Origin of the sequence: Streptomyces sp. NPDC060366, assembly GCF_042725135.1 — a bacterium.
Lineage (GTDB): Bacteria > Actinomycetota > Actinomycetes > Streptomycetales > Streptomycetaceae > Streptomyces.
In genome coordinates, this window is record NZ_JBHXDC010000003.1 from 253,141 (window position 1) to 272,669 (window position 19,529).

At 67.3% G+C, this 19,529-nt stretch carries 22 protein-coding genes; 21 read left to right on the forward strand and 1 reads right to left on the reverse strand.

Annotation, left to right across the window (positions count from 1 at the left end):
- The first annotated feature begins 93 nt into the window (after positions 1-93).
- The 21 genes from ACFWHU_RS10075 (at position 94) to ACFWHU_RS10175 (ending at position 19,133) form a co-directional block, all read left to right on the forward strand.
- Positions 94-972, forward strand: coding sequence for a hypothetical protein (locus ACFWHU_RS10075; protein WP_385791168.1), 879 nt, complete (start codon positions 94-96; stop codon positions 970-972).
- A gap of 127 nt (positions 973-1,099) precedes the next feature.
- On the forward strand, positions 1,100-1,813 hold the full coding sequence (cpaB, locus tag ACFWHU_RS10080; RefSeq protein ID WP_078075323.1) for a Flp pilus assembly protein CpaB: 714 nt from the start codon (positions 1,100-1,102) through the stop codon (positions 1,811-1,813).
- Positions 1,814-1,820: 7 nt separating this feature from the next.
- A complete protein-coding gene (locus ACFWHU_RS10085) occupies positions 1,821-3,068 on the forward strand; it encodes a CpaE family protein (protein WP_385791166.1) in 1,248 nt (415 codons plus the stop codon).
- Between the two features lie 65 nt (positions 3,069-3,133).
- Positions 3,134-3,592, forward strand: a complete 459-nt coding sequence (locus ACFWHU_RS10090) for a TadE family protein (RefSeq protein ID WP_387224571.1) — start codon at positions 3,134-3,136, stop codon at positions 3,590-3,592.
- A 3-nt stretch (positions 3,593-3,595) separates the two neighbouring features.
- On the forward strand, positions 3,596-3,982 hold the full coding sequence (locus ACFWHU_RS10095; RefSeq protein WP_387224572.1) for a TadE family protein: 387 nt from the start codon (positions 3,596-3,598) through the stop codon (positions 3,980-3,982).
- Between the two features lie 89 nt (positions 3,983-4,071).
- On the forward strand, positions 4,072-5,412 hold the full coding sequence (locus tag ACFWHU_RS10100) for a CpaF family protein (RefSeq protein WP_387224573.1): 1,341 nt from the start codon (positions 4,072-4,074) through the stop codon (positions 5,410-5,412).
- 57 nt (positions 5,413-5,469) lie between these two features.
- Complete coding sequence (locus ACFWHU_RS10105) at positions 5,470-6,408, forward strand: type II secretion system F family protein (RefSeq protein WP_387224574.1); 939 nt, start codon at positions 5,470-5,472, stop codon at positions 6,406-6,408.
- Positions 6,409-6,424: 16 nt separating this feature from the next.
- Positions 6,425-7,309 (forward strand): DUF5936 domain-containing protein, encoded by an 885-nt coding sequence (locus ACFWHU_RS10110; protein WP_387224575.1) that lies wholly within the window; start codon positions 6,425-6,427, stop codon positions 7,307-7,309.
- A 61-nt stretch (positions 7,310-7,370) separates the two neighbouring features.
- The gene (locus tag ACFWHU_RS10115; RefSeq protein WP_387224576.1) at positions 7,371-8,708 is read left to right on the forward strand and encodes a sensor histidine kinase; all 1,338 of its coding nucleotides are present in this window, start codon (positions 7,371-7,373) and stop codon (positions 8,706-8,708) included.
- Between the two features lie 72 nt (positions 8,709-8,780).
- A complete protein-coding gene (locus ACFWHU_RS10120; protein WP_387224577.1) occupies positions 8,781-9,881 on the forward strand; it encodes a response regulator in 1,101 nt (366 codons plus the stop codon).
- A 221-nt stretch (positions 9,882-10,102) separates the two neighbouring features.
- Complete coding sequence (locus tag ACFWHU_RS10125) at positions 10,103-10,339, forward strand: hypothetical protein (RefSeq protein ID WP_387224578.1); 237 nt, start codon at positions 10,103-10,105, stop codon at positions 10,337-10,339.
- Positions 10,336-10,980: a pilus assembly protein TadG-related protein gene (locus ACFWHU_RS10130; protein WP_387224579.1), complete on the forward strand. Its 645-nt coding sequence runs from the start codon at positions 10,336-10,338 to the stop codon at positions 10,978-10,980. The genes ACFWHU_RS10125 and ACFWHU_RS10130 overlap by 4 nt, the downstream gene beginning before the upstream one ends.
- An 86-nt stretch (positions 10,981-11,066) precedes the next feature.
- Positions 11,067-11,597: a hypothetical protein gene (locus ACFWHU_RS10135; RefSeq protein WP_387224580.1), complete on the forward strand. Its 531-nt coding sequence runs from the start codon at positions 11,067-11,069 to the stop codon at positions 11,595-11,597.
- Positions 11,597-12,265, forward strand: a complete 669-nt coding sequence (locus ACFWHU_RS10140) for an OmpA family protein (protein ID WP_387224581.1) — start codon at positions 11,597-11,599, stop codon at positions 12,263-12,265. The genes ACFWHU_RS10135 and ACFWHU_RS10140 overlap by 1 nt, the downstream gene beginning before the upstream one ends.
- A gap of 290 nt (positions 12,266-12,555) precedes the next feature.
- On the forward strand, positions 12,556-12,792 hold the full coding sequence (locus ACFWHU_RS10145; protein WP_387224582.1) for a hypothetical protein: 237 nt from the start codon (positions 12,556-12,558) through the stop codon (positions 12,790-12,792).
- A 553-nt stretch (positions 12,793-13,345) separates the two neighbouring features.
- Complete coding sequence (locus ACFWHU_RS10150) at positions 13,346-14,515, forward strand: Hint domain-containing protein (RefSeq protein WP_387224583.1); 1,170 nt, start codon at positions 13,346-13,348, stop codon at positions 14,513-14,515.
- On the forward strand, positions 14,515-14,907 hold the full coding sequence (locus ACFWHU_RS10155) for a hypothetical protein (RefSeq protein ID WP_385791143.1): 393 nt from the start codon (positions 14,515-14,517) through the stop codon (positions 14,905-14,907). Before ACFWHU_RS10150 ends, ACFWHU_RS10155 begins: the two co-directional genes overlap by 1 nt.
- Before the next feature lie 444 nt (positions 14,908-15,351).
- Positions 15,352-16,551 carry a polymorphic toxin-type HINT domain-containing protein gene (locus ACFWHU_RS10160; RefSeq protein ID WP_387224584.1) on the forward strand — a complete coding sequence of 400 codons (1,200 nt, stop codon included), beginning with the start codon at positions 15,352-15,354 and terminating at the stop codon, positions 16,549-16,551.
- Positions 16,548-17,078, forward strand: coding sequence for a hypothetical protein (locus tag ACFWHU_RS10165; protein ID WP_387224585.1), 531 nt, complete (start codon positions 16,548-16,550; stop codon positions 17,076-17,078). The genes ACFWHU_RS10160 and ACFWHU_RS10165 overlap by 4 nt, the downstream gene beginning before the upstream one ends.
- Complete coding sequence (locus ACFWHU_RS10170; protein ID WP_387224586.1) at positions 17,075-18,175, forward strand: phosphotransferase family protein; 1,101 nt, start codon at positions 17,075-17,077, stop codon at positions 18,173-18,175. The genes ACFWHU_RS10165 and ACFWHU_RS10170 overlap by 4 nt, the downstream gene beginning before the upstream one ends.
- Before the next feature lie 130 nt (positions 18,176-18,305).
- A complete protein-coding gene (locus tag ACFWHU_RS10175) occupies positions 18,306-19,133 on the forward strand; it encodes a hypothetical protein (RefSeq protein WP_387224587.1) in 828 nt (275 codons plus the stop codon).
- A gap of 17 nt (positions 19,134-19,150) precedes the next feature.
- On the opposite strand, the gene ACFWHU_RS10180 is transcribed toward ACFWHU_RS10175, so the two are convergent.
- Positions 19,151-19,504, reverse strand: coding sequence for a DUF192 domain-containing protein (locus ACFWHU_RS10180; protein WP_385791132.1), 354 nt, complete (start codon positions 19,502-19,504; stop codon positions 19,151-19,153).
- Between the last annotated feature and the right edge of the window lie 25 nt (positions 19,505-19,529).

Here is a 19,529-nt window from a genome sequence, read left to right on the forward strand (position 1 = left end):
GAAGTGCGCGGAAGGGCTGCGACCAGCTGTACCCAGCAGGAGAGAGAACCGCGGTCACCGGAACTCCGGCGGCCGAGCTGAACGGGGATCCAGGTGTCAACCGCCATAGCTGTCACCAGTCATGATCTGGTGCTGCCACCGACCGACCAGCAGACGCCCACGGCGGCCCTGTTGCAGGCGCCCGATGCCCAGCCTCTGGAGGCTGCGCTCGCGGACATGCAGGTCCTGGTGGAGCAGCACGGTTACGTCGTCGCGCTCTATCCCGCCTCCATCCCGGTGGCGCACGAGCGGCGGCTGCACACGGTCCGTTCGGTCCTGGAGAGCGACCGGATCGCGCTCCTCAAGCTGGATCTTCCGCCGCTCGGTCTCGCCGTACTCGTGCGGCAGCTACGGCAGTTGTCGATCTGCGACTTCAGTGCCGGGGTCGTCGCGTCGGCGGCCCGGCTGCTCTCCCACTACATCCACGCGGGCGCTCTCCTCAACTCGGTCACCAAGCTCGACCGCGTCCCGGTGAGTCTCAAGTCGCACGCCAAGTCCTGGGTGCCGGGCTCACAGTTCGGCGTCCTGGCCAACCCGGAACCCCAGTTGATCAAGATCGGGACCGGTGAACTCACCGGCCCCGAATTCGGCACTCAACTGCTGGTGGGAAAGGGACAATTGCAATCGGACTGGGTGACCGCGACACTCGCGCCGGCCTGGCGGGTACAGGGAGTACAGGAGATGTCACTTCTCGCTGACTCCCCCCGCTGGTGGGGAACGTCCAAGATGGTCGAATTCGCAGCGTTCCTGCCGGATATTTCCGTTCTTTACCAACTGGTTTCATCCGTACGGCGAGAGGTGTGTTCCTGGTGCGGTCTCGAACTCATCGGTGATCGTTGCGGATTCTGTTCGGCTCCGCTCTCCCCGGCTGAGAACCAAACGAACGGTTCAGGTGTCCTGAACCAAGGAACACCAACGCGCCACGGGTCGTAACCCGCCTGCCAGGCGGTCCGTACGGACCGGAGGCGGCAGCCGGCACCGCGCGGCGACCGCCGACTCCCGTACCCGCGTCCGCCCCGTCAGTCCCCGTCCCACGTCTTCGAACGAGGTTGTCCCGCTCATGAATTCACGGCAACGCCGCGGCATCATTCTTCTGCTCCTCTCGGTCCTCTGCGCCTTCGGCGCCTTCGCCGGCGTGCTCTCGGTGATCAGCGACGTGAATTCGAAGGTCGGACCCGAGGTGGCCGCGTACCGGCTGAAGGCGGACGTCGCTCCCTACACGGCGCTGGAGGAGGGGCAGTTCGAGAAGATAGAGATGCCGAAGCGCTGGCTGTCCGACAACGCGGTCACCGACCTCGCGGTCGTCAACGGCAAGATCGCGGTCACCCAGCTCAAGAAGGGATCGCTGCTCCAGGACGACATGATCGTCAAGCGGCCCGCCCTCGCCAACGACGAGCAGGAGATCGCGATCATGATCGACGCCGCGACAGGCGTCGCGGGCAAGATCAACGCGGGTGACCTGGTCAACATCTTCGCCACCTTCTCCGCCGAGAACGAGGGCGCCAAGGCGCAGTCCCGGATCATTGTCCCCAACGCCAAGGTCATCGACGTCGGTTCGCTGACGCCGCTGGAGCCCAAGGAGGACGACCGGGGCAGCAACACCGGCCCGCGCTCGGCCGTCCCGATCACCTTCGCCCTCAAGACCAAGGACGCCCAGCGCGTCGCCTACGCCGAGTCCTTCGCACAGCACGTACGCCTCGCCCTGCTTCCCGACGACAGCCCCACCACGCTGCGCCCCGGGGAGAGCACCTACACCCTCGAAGGGGACAAGTGAGGGACGAATGACGACCAGAATTCTTCCGGTCGTCGGTGATGCCGACGCCGCCAGATCCATCACCACCCTGCTCAGCCAGCTCCCGGACGCGGAGCCGGCCGGGCCGGTCGGTGACTCGACCTCGCTGATCGACACCCTGGCCAGGCTGGCCACGGAGTCGATCGACGAACTGCCGGAAGTGGTTCTGGTACATGAGCGGATCGGCCCGGTCCCAGCCCTTGAGCTGATCCGGGAGGTAGCCCTCCGCTTTCCCGCGGTCGGGGTCATTCTGGTCACCGCCGACGCGAGCCCCGGCCTCTTCTCGGCCGCGATGGACTCGGGCGCGCGCGGACTGGTCGGACTGCCCCTGTCGTACGAGGAGCTCGCCCAGCGCGTCCAGGCCGCCGCGGCCTGGTCCGTGGGCGTACGGCGCCATCTCGGCCACGGCGGCGACGTGTTCACCGGCCCCGGCGGCACCGTCGTCACGGTCAGCGGTGCGAAGGGCGGCGTCGGCACGACCGTGGCCGCCGTCCAACTCGCCCTCGCCGCCAAGGCGTCGGGCATGACGGTGGCCCTCGCCGACCTGGACCTCCAGGCCGGCGACGTCGCCTCCTACCTGGACGTGCAGTTCCGCCGCTCGATCGTGGACCTCGCCACCATCCAGGACATCTCGCCCCGCGTGCTCCAGGACGCGGTCTTCACCCACCACACCGGAATGGGGCTGCTGCTCGCGCCGGGGGAGGGGGAACGCGGTGAGGAGATCAACGACCGTTCCGTACGCCAGATCGTCAGCGCGCTCCGCAACCGCTACGAGGTCGTGATCATCGACTGCGGCACGCAGACGACGAGCGCGAACGCGGCGGCGATCGAGATGGCCGACACCACCCTGCTGCTGACCACACCGGACGTGGTGGCGGTACGGGCGGCCAAGCGCATGGTCAAGCTCTGGGACCGGCTCCAGATCCGCAAGGCGGAGGAGACGACGATCGTGGTGAACCGCTACATGCGGAACACCGAGATCCAGCCGCCGCTCATCGAGAAGATCACCAGCACCAAGGTGTCACGGGTGGTCATCCCGGCGAACTTCAAGGAACTCCACGCGGCGGTCGACGCGGGCCGGATGCAGGACCTGGAGTCCAAGTCGACGGTGAAGCAGGCACTCTGGGGGCTCGCGGGGGAGCTGGGACTGGTGAAGACTCCCGAAGGCGCGGAGAAACAGGGGAAGTTCAAGGGAGACCGGGGGTCGGTCGGGGTGCGACGCGGACGATCGAAATGACCGGACGACGGCAGAGAAGTCCGCATGGCCGACAGGGCCGACGAGACCAGGGGGCACGTTGAACCATGAGCAATCCAGGAACGGACGCGCTGGACGAGGGGGGAGCGGTGACCGCGACATACGGTGACGTCTCGCGGCGCCGCGACGGCCTGCGCCGGCAACGCATGCGCGACGACAGCGGCCAGACCGCGGTCGAGTTCACCGGCGTGGTCCCGATCATTCTCGCCACGGTGGTCCTGCTCTGGCAGGCCACGCTCGTCGGCTACACCTTCTCCCTCGCGGGCAACGCGGCCGACGAAGCGGTACGCGCGGGGACGGTGGCGTATCCCACCAGCATGCGACAGACGGAGTGCATAGCGGCCGTGAACGAGGATCTGCCGGACGCGTGGAATCACGACACCACGTGCTGGGCCGACGGCGATGTCGTCAGGGCAGAGGTCAAGCTTGAGATTCCGGTCCTCTTCCCGGGCTTCAACGTCGACATCGACGTCACCGGTGACGCCGTCGCGGTGAGGGAGAGCTGAGACATGGTGAACCGAATGCTCCATGGCAAGCACTCCGCACGCGGTGACAGGCGTGACAGGGGCCAGGCATCCATCGAGTTCGCGGGTGTCCTCTTCATCCTGCTCATCGCCGGCCTGGCGGCCATACAACTGGGCCTGGTCGCCTACTCGATCCAGCAGGCAGGTACGGCCTCCAGGGCCGCCGCCCGCGCGGCTTCCCAGCACGATGTCGAGTGGGAGCAGGTCGGACAGTCCTCGATGAGCGACTGGCTGGCCAACGGCACCGACTTCGAACGGACCTTCCCCGGGACGGGCGAGGTCGAGGTCGAGGCCAGGGTCGAGGTCCCGTCGATCATTCCGATATTCGACTTCGACGACGCCAAGAGGAGCACCACCATGCCCACGGACTGAGGATTGACCGGCCTGTCACTTACCCGGATCGCCGGGAGGCAGCACGCACCACCCGAACACCGCATCAGCATCACCTGGGAGTTGAGGACATGAGCCTGAGGGCGCGCATCAGCAGCCCCGAGCCGACCAATGGGCGCAGCGAAGAGAGCCTGCTCGTCGGCATCTACCGGGCCAAGCTCCTCGAGGAGATCGACCTCGCGGAGATGTCCGCTCTCGCCACCGCCGAGCGCCGGGCCAGGCTCGAACGAGTCCTCGGCCACATCATCAGCCGCGAGGGCCCCGTGCTCTCCTCCGGCGAGCGCTCCCAGCTCATCCGCCGCGTCGTCGACGAAGCCCTCGGCCTCGGCATCCTGGAACCCCTGCTCGAAGACGCCTCCATCAGCGAGATCATGGTGAACGGCCACGAGCAGGTCTTCGTGGAGCGCGGTGGCCGACTGGAAATGCTGCCTATGCGGTTCGCCTCCAACGAGCAGCTCATGCAGACCATCGAACGAATCGTCTCCACCGTCAACCGCCGTGTGGATGAGGCGAATCCGATGGTGGACGCGCGACTGCCGTCCGGCGAGCGTGTCAACGTCATCATCCCGCCGCTGTCCCTGAGCGGGCCCATCCTCACGATCCGCCGCTTCCCGCGCGCGTTCACTCTTCCGGAGATGATCGGACTGGGCTCGCTGGACGAGCAGATGATGGTCCTGCTGTCCGGGCTGGTCAGGGCGAAGTTCAACGTGATCGTCTCCGGAGCCACCGGTACCGGCAAGACCACACTTCTGAACGCCCTGTCCGGGCTCATCCCCGACGGGGAGCGCATCGTCACCATCGAGGACTCCGCCGAACTCCAGCTCCAGCAGCAGCATGTGATCACGCTGGAGACCCGCCCCTCCAACGTCGAGGGCAAGGGCCAGGTCACCATTCGCGACCTCGTCCGCAACTCCCTGCGTATGCGTCCCGACCGCATCATCGTCGGTGAGGTCCGTGGCGGTGAGACGCTCGACATGCTCCAGGCGATGTCCACCGGTCACGACGGCTCGCTCGCGACCGTCCACGCCAACAGCGCCGAGGACGCGCTGATGCGACTCCAGACCCTGGCCTCCATGTCGGAGGTCGAGATCCCCTTCGTGGCGATCAAGGACCAGATCAACAGCGCCGTCGACGTGATCGTCCAGCTGACCAGGCACGCGGACGGCTCCCGCCGTATCACCGAGATCGCCATCGTCGACTCCCACGGCCGCGAGGAGTACCGGATCGTCTCGGTCTGCCGCTACCTCGCCCAGCCCATGGCCGCCGACGGCCGGATTCCCGGCCACTTCGAGTACTACCCGATGCCCCGCCGGGTCGCCGAGCGCCTCTACATGAAGAGCGAGCCGATTCCCCCGGCCTTCGGCGTCGCGGAGTCCGAGGAAGAACTCGCCCTCCGTAAGGCAGCAGCCTGATGTCCGCCCCCGAAGACCGTCCCTGCCCGCCGCTCACCCAGAAGGTCCCCGCACGACATGGATAATCTCCCGCTCCTGACGATAGGCATCACGCTTCTCACGTGTGTGCTCGCCGTCATCGGCGTGCACGTCTACTCGTCGGGCAAGGCCCAACGCGAGGCGCTCGTCGAGCGAATGTCCCACACGGGGCAGATAACGGTGGTCGGCCGACGCCGCCGCTTCCGAGGACTCGACCGTCGCCTGCGCACGACCGGCATCGGCAAGCGCATCGAGAGAAAGATCGCGGTCACCGGCCTCGATCTGACACCGGGTGAATACGTCGTGTACGTGGTGGCTGGTCTGCTCGGTCTCTACTTCCTCGTCGGTGCCATCTTCGCCTCGTTCTTCGGGGTGCTCGCGGCACTCGCCGGTCTCTGGGGCGGCAACGCGTTCCTGAACTGGCAACGCGTCAAGCGGACCGAGGCCTTCATCAACCAGTTGCCCGAGCTGACGCGAGTACTCGCCAACGCCACGCAGGCCGGTCTGGCCATGCGTACTGCCCTGGTCATGGCGTCCGAGGAACTGGACGACCCCGCGGGTGAGGAACTGCGCAAGGTGGCTGACCAACTGGCGGTCGGGCACACGCTGGACGACGCGCTCGGAGAGCTCGCGGACCGCCTGCCCTCCCGTGAACTGGTCGTGCTGGTGACCACCCTGGTGCTTTCGAGCCGGGCCGGTGGACAGGTCGTGACGTCGTTGCGAAATCTCACCGAGACGCTCGAAGAACGCAAGGAGACCCGGCGCGAGGTGAAAACCGTGCTCTCGCAGATCCAGGTCACGGCCCTCGCCGTCCCCATGATCGGCCTCGGCTTCCTGCTGCTCATCAACAACATGACCCCCGGAGCGCTGGACAAGATGACCGGGGCAACGGTCGGCCAGGTCGGCACGATCGTCGCGTTCGCGCTGTACGCGGTCGGATATCTCGCCATCCGGCGAATGTCCCGGATCCAGGTCTGAGAGGGGGATACGAGACATGGGACTTCTACTCGCCGCTGTCATCGGTCTCGCCGTATACGGCGCCTTCTACGGTGTTCGTCTGTACCGCGCCGACGCAAAACTCCCCGGCGACCTGGCCGTTGCCCTGGAGAGCGGCGCCACCCGGACCACCGCGGTCGGCTCCGGCATCGACCGGCTGGGCATCCGCTACGCCCCGTCCGTGCTGCGCATGATGGGACCCAAGCGCGTCGACGCCCTGCGCCGCCGCCTCGACATGGCGGGCAATCCCGGCGGTATGACGGTCGACCGGTACGCGGCCCGCCGCGCGGTCTACGGTTTCCTCGGCGGTTTCGCCTGCTTCGCTCTGGTGATCCGTGGCCAGGCACCACTGGGGATCTTCGCCCTGGTCTACGGATTCTTCTGGACTGACGTCATCATCCGCGTCGCCATCCGCAAGCGTCGTGACGACATCGAACGCACGCTGCCGGACTTCCTGGACGTCCTCGCCGTCGTCGTCTCCGCCGGCCTTGGTTTCCGGCAGGCGCTGGAGCGTGTCGCGGAGAAGTACAAGGGACCGTGGTCGGACGAACTCCGCATCACACTGCGCCAGATGGACATGGGTGTGAGCCGTCGTGAAGCCTTCGACCATCTGCGCAAGCGCAACGACTCGGACCAGGTCTCGATGTTCGTCACCGCCCTTCAGCAGGGCGAGGAGCTCGGCGCGCCGATCGTGGACACCTTGATCCAGATCGCCAACGACATGCGGCGCACCGACTCGCAGAACGCCCGTCGGAACGCGGCGAAGGCCGTGCCGAAGACCACCCTCGTCGTCACGATGGTCATGCTCCCGGCGACCATGATCCTCATTGTTCTCAGCTTCTACTACGGTTCCGGAGTCGACTTCGGAAACATCCTCGGCTGATCGGACCATGGCCGACCGAGGCGCAGCAGCCCAACGACATCCGAGCGGGAGGTGAGCCACCATGGCCCCCAGATTCGCCGTACTCACGGGCGGCATCAGCAGCGAACCACCCGGTTCGCCCACCACCGCACCTGATCATGTGCCGTCACTGCCGATTCAGGTCAACGCTCTTCAGGCACTGTGCCGGCAAGTCTTCGGCTTTCGACTGGCGATGATCGCACTCGCGTCTCCATTCGCTCTGGAACGCACCGCGGCCGGACTCGCCACCTGGCTCGTCGCCTCCGCGGTCATCGTCACCTTCATGGTGTCGTACCTGCTGTTTCGTGACTGGGAGCGCTTCGGGCCCGTACTTCTGCGGCATCCAGTGCTTCTCGCCGCGGACACGCTCTTCGGGGCGCTCCTTCTCATCACCGCCTCGCCGGATTCCACACTCGCCTACGTCACCATCTGCACGCCGCTACTGGCGGGACTCGTGTACGGCTGGCGTGGTGCCACGTTCTTCGCGGTGCTCCAATTGCTGATGCTCGGCGGAGCGTACGCGGTGAACACCGATGTCGAGGTCTCGTTCTCGGCGCTGCTGCTTCCCGGACTGTGCGTCATCGCCGGTGCGATCGGCAGCACGCTGCGCAACCTGATGCTCGGCTTCGGCACCGCCAGCCAGGCGCTCACCGAGGCCCGCGCCCGGCTCGCGGTCACCGGCGCGGTCGAGGAGGAACGGGCCCGGCTGGCCCGCGAGATGCACGACTCGGTGGCCAAGACCCTGCACGGTCTGGCGATGGCCGCCGACGGTCTCGCCAGCACGGCGGACCGCATGGACCCGCTCACCGTCAAGCACCAGGCGGAACTCGTCGCCCGCTCGGCCCGCCGCGCCGCCGCCGAGTCCCGTGAACTCCTCTCCGACCTGCGCCGGGAGTCCGGTCTCGACGGCGGAGTGGACGTCGTCGCCGAACTCCGGTCGCGTACGGAGGACTTCACCCGGCGCCACAGCGTTCCGGCGTCCTTCCGCCAACTGGGCGAAACCGCGATGCCACCCATCCCGCACGTCGTGGCCAGGCACGCCCTGACCATCGCCAGCGAGGCCATGGAGAACGCGAAGCGGCACGCGCACCCGACGTACGTCGACGTGTCGGCGGGAGTGGTACGCGACGTGCTGCGCATCAGCGTGTACGACGACGGGAAGGGCCTGCCCGAGGGCACCTCGCTCGAAGACCTCAGACGGGCCGGTCACTTCGGCCTCGTCGGCATGGTGGAACGCGCGGCGTCGATCGGCGCCCGTATCCGCATCGGCAGAGGCCGGGCGGCGAAGGGCACGGAAGTACGGCTGGAACTCCCGCTCACGGCCCTGGGACTGCCCCCGGGCCAACGTCCGCAGCAGCACCCCGCACCACAGCTGAACTGACCCGCCCGCAGAACTTCCGTCTCGGAGCAGCAACTCACCCATCGTCCCCACCCATGAGAGGAGGCCGCAGCCATGCCGGACGATTTCTCCCGGAGTTCCGGGCAGCACTGGACGCAGCAGTCGCACGTATCGCAGCACTCGTCCTCGCACACCACACCGCTCAGTTCGGAGCACACCGCGGGAGTCCCCACGTCAGCACCGCCGGCGGCATCCGGAGGTTTCCCCGCCCTGCCGGGCCCGATGCCCACGGCGCCCGCGCTGCGTGTCGTGGTCGCCGACGACAATCCGGTCGTACGGGCGGGCCTGACCGTCCTGCTGTCGGGACGCGACGACATCGAGGTCGCCGCGGAAGCGGTCGACGGCCGCCAGGCATACGAACAGACCGTTCAACACAAGCCGGACGTCGTCCTGTTGGACGTCCGCATGCCGGGTGTCGACGGGATCTCCGCCCTGCCGCACCTGGTGCGGCTCGCGCCGGTGCTGATGATGACGTACAGCCGCGAGAGCGAGATCGTCCATGAGGCGCTGCGGCTCGGCGCGGGCGGCTATCTCGTCCACGGCGAGTTCACGGCCGACCAACTGGTCGCCGCCGTCCGGGACATCAAGCAGGGCAGGGCCCACTTCACACACTCCGCGTCCAGCGCGCTGCTGGCGAGCGTGCGGGACGGGGGCGGCGCGGACCCGGGCGCCGGCGCTCTTCCCGAGGGACTCGGGACGGCGTTCACCGGGCCCGGCTACCAGCCGGCCCAGCCGGGCCATACGTCTGCAAACGCACACGCCGGTCATGGGCATCCGCCGTACGTTTCTCCGACAAACCGGCAAGTAACACCCGGTGATCGGGAGTTGAACCGGCAACAATTTGCTCCAGCTTCTTCGCTTTCGCAATCGAATATGGCACACTCGCCTCATGGGCAGACGGCCCCGGGGATGCCTCGGGCGTCAGGGGCCTCGGAGGGGCTCTACTCCGAGCTGAGTCAGCGGGAGGTGGAGATCATGGACCTGATCGCGTCAGGGATGACCAATCAGCAGATCGCCGCCGCCTGCTTCATCAGCCAGAAAACCGTGAAGAACCACATCAATCGCATCTTTGCCAAACTGAACGCCGGTAGCCGGGGTGAGGCCATCGCCTTCTGGCACGGTGTCGCGCGAGGGGGGTCGGCCGGTCGTGACTGAGCGCGCCGAGGGCCGGACGGCCCATGAATTCGCCAGCAGTGCCAAGTCCGCTATTGGGCCCGGAGGTTGGATTTCGGGGCCCATGTCGGGGGGTGTTGTGTCATCGTATGTTTCTCATGCCGCCAGCGAGACCGGCCCGGAGGAAGTCGGAAGCGCGGGTGGCGTCAAGGGCTCGTACGAGTCGGCCGGTTGCCGGCCGGCCGACACCAAAGGGGATTCTCATGTCGAGCGTCACGCTGAAGTCCGTCACCAAGGCCAGACTGTACGTCGGCACCTGGGCGAACACGGCCGCAGCGACGATGAAGCGCCGGAGCGACAAGGGCCAGGGTGCGGTCGAGTATGTGGGTGTGATCGTGCTGGTGGCGCTGATCATCGCCGCGATCGTCGGTTCGGAGGTCGACACGGCGATCGCCGACGGTCTCACCAACACGGTCGGCGAGATCCTCGGCGGCGAGTGACCAATTCTCGCGACGCAGGGCAGGCCGCTCCCATCTACATCACGGTGGTGGCGGGCCTGCTCTTTCTCGCGCTCGCGTTCTTCGCGGTCGGACAGGCGGGCGCCACGCGTAACGGCGCCCAGTCCGGGGCCGACGCGGCAGCTTTGGCAGCGGCCCAGGAATCCCGCGACCGGTTCGCGGAAGAGCTGCTGACGAACTTCTTCACGCCCGGCTATCTGGACGAGATCTTCAACGGAAATCCGGTCGGCTCCTTCATCGGCTGCGCCGCGGCTCAGCAACTCGCCGACAAGAACGGCGTGGACGTCAAGCCGAATGGGTGCAAAGCCTTGGGCGGCGCGAGCTGGGGTTTCACGGTTGATGTCAGAACCCAGGAGCCGATGGGCGATAACATCCTGCCCGGCACCGAGGACAAGAAGGCTGAGGCCACGGCCACAGCGGTCGTCGAGCCTCGTTGCATGTTCAAGCCGGCAGAGGATGACGGGGAGACGGAAGAGAATCCCGAGCCCGGCGAGGAGGGTGAGGAAGAGCCTTCCCTGCCCGGTGAGCTCGTCTGCGACGGCAGGGGTTTGGACCTCGACCCGAAGAATCTGGTGTTGCCGGACATGTCTGTCCTGTTCTCCGTCCGACTGGCCGAGGACTGACCGCGAGTGAACACAAAGGATCAACACTAATGAATATGCGGCATGGAACGAAGGCCCGTAGGGCAGCGGGGTGCGTCCTCGCGGCCGTGGCGCTGACAGTGTCCTTGACGGCCTGTGGCAGTGGTGACGACGGCGGGAACGACGACGCGGGCAAGTCCTCGTCAGCCCCGGCCAAGGACAATTCGAATGACGACGGCGGGAACACGGTGCCGGACACCAGCCAGACGCTGGCGACCATCAATGGCAGCAACGGGTTCCAGTTCACCATTCACACCGCTGCCCGCGACGACGGCGGTTTTCTGACTGTGACAGGCACCATCAAGAACACCAGCGGCGGCAGGGAATCACTTCCAAGCGCATGGAGTGGTGACGAGAGTCAGGTCCGGCGTACCGGTAAGTCGTTGGCCGGTGTCACACTCGTGGACAAGGCGGACAAGAAGCGCTACTACGTCTTGCGTGACACAGAGGGCAATCCTCTGACCACAACCGGAATCATCGGTATGGACGACGGTGCCACGGAGGACTTCTTCGCCCAGTTCCCGGCCCCGCCGGACAGCACCTCCCAGGTCGACATTCAGGTGCCGCTGATGCCCACCGCGACGATTGAGATCTCCTGATGCGTGCCTTCACGCCGCGTACGCGGCGTGCCGCCGCACGTCCGGCGGTGACGGCGATCGCCGCGGCTGTTCTGTTCACCAGCGTGCAGTTCACCATGGCGGGGAGCGCGTCCGCGGACGAGAGCCCCAGCACGCCACCGGGCACCGAGTCGACGTCCCCGCCGCCGGAGGTGGACGGCAACGCCAACGGGCTCAAGCTCCGCGACGGCGCCACGCTCGCCCCCGCGAAGGTGCTGCCGATCATCTCGGTCGTCGAGTCGGAGGGCGGAGAAGAGCGTCGCGAGGAGACCAGCGAGAGTCTGAAGTTCGCTCTTCAGGCCGAAGTTCTCTTCGGCAAGGACAGCTCGAAGCTGTCCAGCGCCGCGAACTCCCGTATCGCCGCCGTGGCGGCGGAGATCGAGAAGCAGGGCGCCAAGAAGGTCCGGGTCTTCGGCTTCACCGACAACCTCGGCTCGTCCGCCCATGGAGACGTGCTCTCCAAGCAGCGCGCCGAGGCCGTGCACGGGGTCTTGGAGAAGGAACTGGCCGAAGCCGGCATCACGTACGAGATCCGGGGCTACGGCGAGCAGTATCCGATCGCGGACAACGGCAACGAAGAGGGACGGAAGAAGAATCGTCGCGTGGAGATCTCCTTCCCGCGCGGTGAGACCGACAGCTCGCAGAACTGAGGACACAGCGAGCCTGTGCGCACACGGCCGTTGTCGTATGGAAGTCGCATACGGCAGCGGCCGTCCGCGTTCGCGGGGCCGTCGTCGTTTCCCCCCCAGGGGACGGGGCCCAGTCTCTTGGTTGGGCCCTGGGTTGGGTCTTGGGGCCCATGCGGGTGGGTGTCGCCCCGTCGTACTTTTCTCATGTCGCCAGCGAGACCGGCCAGGAGGAAGCCGGAAGCGCGAGGCGGCACCAGAGACTCGTACGAGTCGGCCGGTTACCGGCCGGCCGACACAATAAGGGGAAGCTCATGTCGAACGTCACGCTGAAGGCCGCCACCAACGCCAAGGTCTACGTCGGTACCTGGGCGAACACCGCTGTCGCTGCGATGAAGCGTCGCAGTGACAAGGGCCAGGGCGCGGTCGAGTACGTGGGTGTCATCGTCCTGGTGGCGCTGATCATCGCCGCGATCGTCGGCTCGGACGTCGACACCGCCATCGCCGACGGTCTCACCAACACTGTCGACGAGATCCTCGGTGGCGAGTAACCAGCACTCTCCCGAGACAGGGCAGGCCGCATCCATCCCAGGCCAGGATGGTGCAGGGCCTGCCCTTCTCGTGTTCCCGGACCCCCACCGCCTTTGAGCCCCAGTTGGGCCCTGGGACCCATGACCAGGTCCGAGGTCGCGCCGTAGCGTCGTGGGTATGTTGTCATCGGGGGTAGTACGTCTGGTTCGTCAGATCCGTCGTCGTGCGCGGCCGGCTATGCCGCGCACCGACGTCCGGCTGTTGGGTGCGTTGCGTTGGTCGCAGCGGGGGCAGGGGGCCATCGAGTACGTGGGTCTGGTCGTCGTTGTGGCGGCGATCGTGGGTGCTCTGGTGGGTACGGGTGTCGGGCCGGCGTTGGCCGATGGGATCAGTACGCAGGTCTGCAGGATCACCGGTGGTGGGGACTGTGGTGGTGGCAGTGATTCCGTCGCGGAAGGCGATGAGGACGGCCAAGGTGATCAGCCTGGTGAGCCTGCTGTCGACGACCCGGCCGCTGATTCGGGTAATGACAGTGGTGAGAAGTCGCAGGCAGAGTTGGATTATGACGCCGCGTTGAAGGAGCTTCAGGACGCTCAGGCGGCCGAGAAGAGTGATTCCGACAAGGCCAAGGAAGCGGCGAAGGAGCTCGCGAAGATCCTGGCGGATGAGCTCGGGATCACGGACGCGCTGGACTGCATCACCAAGGGCGACATGGGCGCCTGCACGGAGACGCTGATCAACGTCCTGCTCAGTGTTGTGGGCGGGGCGGTCGGCAAGTTGGCGGCGAAGTACGGCGCTCCGTGGAAGTGGAAGAAGGCCGTCGAGCTGGTCAAGAAGCTCAAGAAGCACGGCGGTGATCTGTACGACGGACTCAAGGGTCTGATCAAGAACCGCAAGCGTGTCGACGACGCGGAAGACAAACTCGCCGACGCCAAGAAGAAGCTCGACCAGGAGAACAAGGACAAACCCAAGGACGGCGACAAGCCCGAGGACAAACCGGAGTCCTGCGCCGTCAAGCACAGCTTCCTGCCCGGCACGCCGGTGCTGCTCGCCGACGGCCGCCGGATGGCGATCGACAAGCTCCGCGCCGGTATGTACGTCGTCGCCACCGATCCGAAGAGCGGTCGGAGCGAGGCCCGCGCGATCGAGCGGACGATCACCACGCACGACGACAAGGACTTCACGCGTCTGACGGTCCTCACGGACTCGGGCACGGACGTCCTGACGGCGACCGACACGCACCCGTTCTGGCTGACGGACCGGGGCCGCTGGGCGGACGCCGGTGACATCAGGGCCGGGGACGACCTCCGTACCCCTGCCGGTACATCCGTGCAGGTCACGGCCGTTGACCGGTACACCAAGCGGCAGACCACGCACGACCTCACCATCAACGGCATCGCCACGTACTATGTCGTCACAGGTGACACCCCGGTCCTCGTGCACAACAACGACTGGTGCACCGACGAGGAGCGGCTCGAAGACGCCGGCGACATCGCGAGTGGCCACGCGGACAACAAGCACGCGAAGGACTTCCCCGGTGTCTCGGCGAAAGACCTCGGCGAACTCGCCACCGACGTCATGACGAATCCCTCGCGGACCAAGCCTCTTGGCAGCGGTCGTAAGGCATACCTCGGCAAGGACGGCACGACCATCGTGATCCATGACCCGATGCATCCGGACGGCGGAACCATCTTCCGCAGGGACCCGGCATCGCTGGAAGACTACTGGGCGGAACTCAACTGATGGCGGGTAGCGAAGTGGCGGCGAGCGCACTGCTCGCCGAGGACGAGACGGCGCTCCTGCGGCGGGCGCTCCTGGAATGGGGCGGGCCCGCCCGGTGCTCGGATCAACTCGCCGTCGGCATGGGGTTCGCGAGCGAGCGCGATCTGCTCGACCAGTGCCCCCGGCTGCGGCGTGCCCTCGCCGGCGACGTGCCTCTCGCCCCGGTCGACTGGGCACGGATCCTGCTCGCCGTCGAGATCGTCTTCGTCAGCGACCTGGCGGGCACGGGCTTCGAATGGTCGACCACCACCGGACTCAGTGACGAGGCGACGATCAAGGCCCTGCGGTCCATCCAGCGGAAGCTCGGACGAACCGTCAGGCAGTACTACGGGGAGACACCGAGCGACGCGTAGCGACCGCGGTGACGCGTGACGTTCCCGAGGGAACTGCACGGCCCATTCCTGTGTCCTGTACCACCAGAGGCTGACGTATAGGGGGGATGGGTCGTGCGTCGTTTGCGGCTGGGGTTGCGCACCGAGGCGCGATTGTTGGGTGCGTTGCGTTGGTCGCAGCGGGGGCAGGGGGCCATCGAGTACGTGGGTCTGGTCGTCGTTGTGGCGGCGATCGTGGGTGCTCTGGTGGGTACGGGTGTCGGGCCGGCGTTGGCCGATGGGATCAGTACGCAGGTCTGCAGGATCACCGGTGGTGGTGACTGCGGTGGTGGCAGCGATTCCGTCGCGGAAGGCGAGGACGGCCAAGGTGATCAGCCTGGTGAGCCTGCTGTCGACGACCCGGCCTCTGATACGGGTAATGACAGTGGTGAGAAGTCGCAGGCGGAGTTGGATTATGACGCCGCGTTGAAGGAGCTTCAGGACGCTCAGGCGGCCGAGAAGAGTGATTCCGACAAGGCTAAGGAAGCGGCGAAAGAGCTCGCGAAGATCCTGGCCGATGAGCTCGGGATCACGGACGCGCTGGACTGCATCACCAAGGGCGACATGGGCGCCTGCACGGAGACGCTGATCAACGTCCTGCTCAGTGTTGTGGGCGGGGCCGTGGGCAAGTTGGCGGCGAAGTACGGCGCTCCGTGGAAGTGGAAGAAAGCCGTTGAGCTGGTCAAGAAGCTCAAGAAGCACGGCGGTGATCTGTACGACGGTCTCAAGGGTCTGATCAAGAACCGCAAGCGTGTCGACGACGCGGAAGACAAACTCGCCGACGCGAAGAAGAAATTCGACGCCGAGAAGCCGAAGAACCCCGAGGAAAAGCCCGGGGAGAAACCCGAAGAGAAACCCGGCGACAAGCCGGTCGGGTGCGCCCCGAAGCACAGCTTCCTGCCCGGCACGCCGGTGCTGCTCGCCGACGGCCGCCGGATGGCGATCGACAAGGTCCGCATCGGTATGCGCGTCGTCGCCACCGATCCGAAGAGCGGTCGTACGGAAGCTCGTGCCATCGAGCGAACGATCACCACACGCCACGACAAGGACTTCACCCGGTTGACGGTCCTCACGGACTCGGGCGCCGAGGTCCTGACGGCGACCGACACGCACCCCTTCTGGCTGACCGACCGGGGCCGCTGGGCGGACGCCGGTGAGATCGAGGCCGGGGACGACCTCCGTACGCCCGCCGGTACCTCCGTACCGGTCACCTCCGTCGACCGGTACACCAAGCGGCAGACCACGCACGACCTCACCATCAACGGCATCCACACGTACTATGTGCTGGCCGGCGAGACGCCGGTCCTTGTACACAACACGCCGCCCGGAACCTGCTCCATCACGACGCCGGCGGACGCCCCGGTGATCAACAGCAAGACGGTGTACACCTCCACCGACCGCTCGTTCCGCGTGGACATCGAGAATCAGAACCCGGGCAAGCCGGGCGCCGGAATCCATGTGCAGTTCATGGGCCGTGGCGCGGACCCGAAGAAGTACTACTTCGACCCCGCCGACGGAAAGTTCCGTACGGAGGCCGGTGACGTCCTTTCGTCGAAGCTGGCCAAGAAGGTTCCGCGGAGTGCGATCGACAAGGCTTACCAGTACTTCGGAATGAGTGCACCGTGAGAATGAACGCCTTGATGCTGCCGCTCTGGAAGGCCACCGAGGTGCGCGATCCGGAGATTCTCCCGGAAGAACTGCGGGATTTGATCGACGGTGGATGGCGAACCGGGCCGGCCGGTGCCCTGTTGCTCGACGGCTGTTACGGCGACGGGTCCGGATGGCGCAGTGACTGGCAGGCGGGGGATGTCGCCCAGCACGAGCTGGACGTGAATGACGTCGGTATTCCTTGCCACGATCTGCCCCAGGAGCGCGAGCCTTTTCTGCGCGGTGCAGTGGCGCGGTCACGGGCATTCGCCGAAGCCGCGCTGAGAGCCGCCCACGGCCTGCCGGCGGCCGACTCCCTCGTGGCGATCGTCTCCGTCGGTGTGGACGACGACTTCCTCACGCACGGCGCGACGGTCAAATTCGCCACCGAACGCGGTGGATTCCCCGAGACATTCGCGGAGTTGGACCGATTCCGCTTCGAGGCGATGGCCGTGCTCGACGCCCACGGGGACGGCGCCCAGAACGAGGACCGGGGCCGGTCGTGACCACCGACGTGGAGCCCGGCGCCGGGAGCGGCGACGGACCACCGCAGGTGCCCTTCGGGGACGCCCTGCGGGACGCGCTCGGTGCGCCGGGCGCGGTGCGGCTGCTCGACAGCAGCCCGCGCTCATCGGTGTGGGCGGCGGAACTGCCGCGTGGCGGACCGGTCGTCGTCAAGCAGCTCGTCGAGGGGCCGGGGGCCGAGGAGCGATACGCACGCGAGGTCGCCGGGCTCCGCATCGCCGGGCGGCTCCGACCTCCCGTCACGCCCACGCTGCTCGGTACGGATCCGGGTGCGCGCGTGCTGGTCCTCGAACGGGTGGAGCACGGAGCGCCGCAGGAGGGCTGGGAGGTCGCGTACGCCACGGCCCTGGCCCGGCTCCACGCCGCCGCGCCCACCGCCCCCGCTGCCCCCGAGTCCGCCTCGCTGCCCCGCTGGTCCGGCCCCGACCGCACCGACATCGACTCGTTCCTCGCGCTCGCGCGGTGGCTGGGCGCCGCCGTCCCCGCCCAAGTCCCGGACGAACTCGCACGGTTGACGCGACGGCTCGGCCGGCCACCGCGCCGCCCCGCCCTCCTGCACGGCGACCCCTGTCCCGGCAACGACCTCCATACGGCCGACGGCATCCGCTTCATCGACTTCGAACAGGCCTCCCTCGGCAACGGCCTGAACGAACTCGCCTACCTGCGCGTCGGTTTCCCCACCTGCTGGTGCGTGACGGCCGCCCCGGAACCGCTGCTCGTGGCCGCCGAGGCCGCCTACCGCTCCACCTGGCGCGAGGCCACCGGCACCGAACCCGAGGGCGAACTCGCCGACGCCTGCGCCGGGTGGCTGATCCGCGGTGACGCGCTCGTCGAGCGCGCACGACGCGGGACGGCCGACCAACTCGCCCGGCTCACACACGAGGACTGGACGTGGGGGACCGCGACCGCCCGGCAGCGGCTGCTGCACCGCCTCGAAGTCGTCGCCCGCATGGTCCCGAAACCGGACACCGACCTGGCCGAACTCGGCACGCTCTGCGTCGACATGGCCGACCGAGTGCTCACCCGCTGGCCGGAGCTGCGCCCCGTACCGGCCCGACGCCCCCACCCGTACCCATGACAGAAGGCCAACCGGCCCCGACGCCGGGGCGAACCAGGGGTGACGGGGTTGGGTCCTTGGACCCATGCGAGGCGGCGTGAGCCGCTGTTAGCGTGCAATACCGGTCAGTAGAGAGCGAGATGGGATTCCGATGAGGACGCGCACCGCAGGTACGTCACGGCGGACCGGCACGGTCGCCGCGCTGGCCGCGCTCGTGCTGGGGCTCACCACTGCCTGCGGCGGCGGGGACAGCGGCGGCGACGACACCGACAAGCCGAAGAAGCCCGACGCCGCCGCCAACGCCACGGCGGAGCCGAAGGACCCCAAGGATCCGGGCCAGGTCTCGGAACCGCCGGCCCTGGAGGAGCAGCCGAAGACGGTCGACCCGAACGTGAAGGGCGTCGGCGCCGGCGGCGGCAAGGAGCTGACGAAGGCCGAGCTGGACACCGCGGTGCTCGCCACCGGCGACGTGTCGACGTTCAAGGCCGGACCGATGGACGCGCCGCCCGCGCAGGGCGAGACCGCGGACGACCCCGCGTGCGCGCCGCTCACCGCGATGATCAACGGCAGGCCCGAGCCCGAGGCTTCGGCGGCCGTCTACCGTCAGCTCGTCGGCGCGAAGACCGGCCGCCCCGCCATCTCCGAGTTCCTCACCACCCACGGGACGCAGGGCGCCACCACCCTCCTCAGCCGGCTGAGCGACGCGGTCAAGGCATGCGAGGGCGGCTTCAAGGGAAGCGGCGCCGGCAGCCCGTCGACGTACTCGGCCGTGAAGCGACTCGACACCCCCAAGGCGGGCGACGACACCCTCGCCTACCAGGTGACGGGCGACTTCGAGGGCGATCCGGTGCCGCTGGTGTTCCATGTCGTACGCGTGGGCGGCACCGTCGCCACGTTCTACACCGCGAACTTCGAGGGCGCCAAGACCCCCGAGATACCGTCCATCCTGCTCGCGACCCAGGCGGCCAAGCTCAAGTAACGGCGAAACGCCGGACTTTACGCGTCCACGCCCAGTCGTACGCCCGGACGGACACCCCATCGCTCCATCGCTCCGGCCTCCGCCTCCAGCACGTGCCGGGCCCGCAACCGGGGCAGCGGCATCCGGCCGGGCTTCAGCGTGTGGACGTCGACGACCTTCAACTCCTTGTCCAGATAGGCCACATCGATCGTGAAGCCCATCCGGAACGTGTGAACGCTGCTGCACGGCGTGATCAGCAGCGCCCCGTCGAGTCCGGTCCGCCCGAGCAGACCGCGCCGCCGTGTGTTGTACGAGGCCGCGATCTCCAGCTCCACCGGCTCGTCCCGGCCCTCGACCGTCAGCCTGCCCTTGCCGTTCTGCCATTTCCCCATGGCGGTAGACCATACGACCACCTCG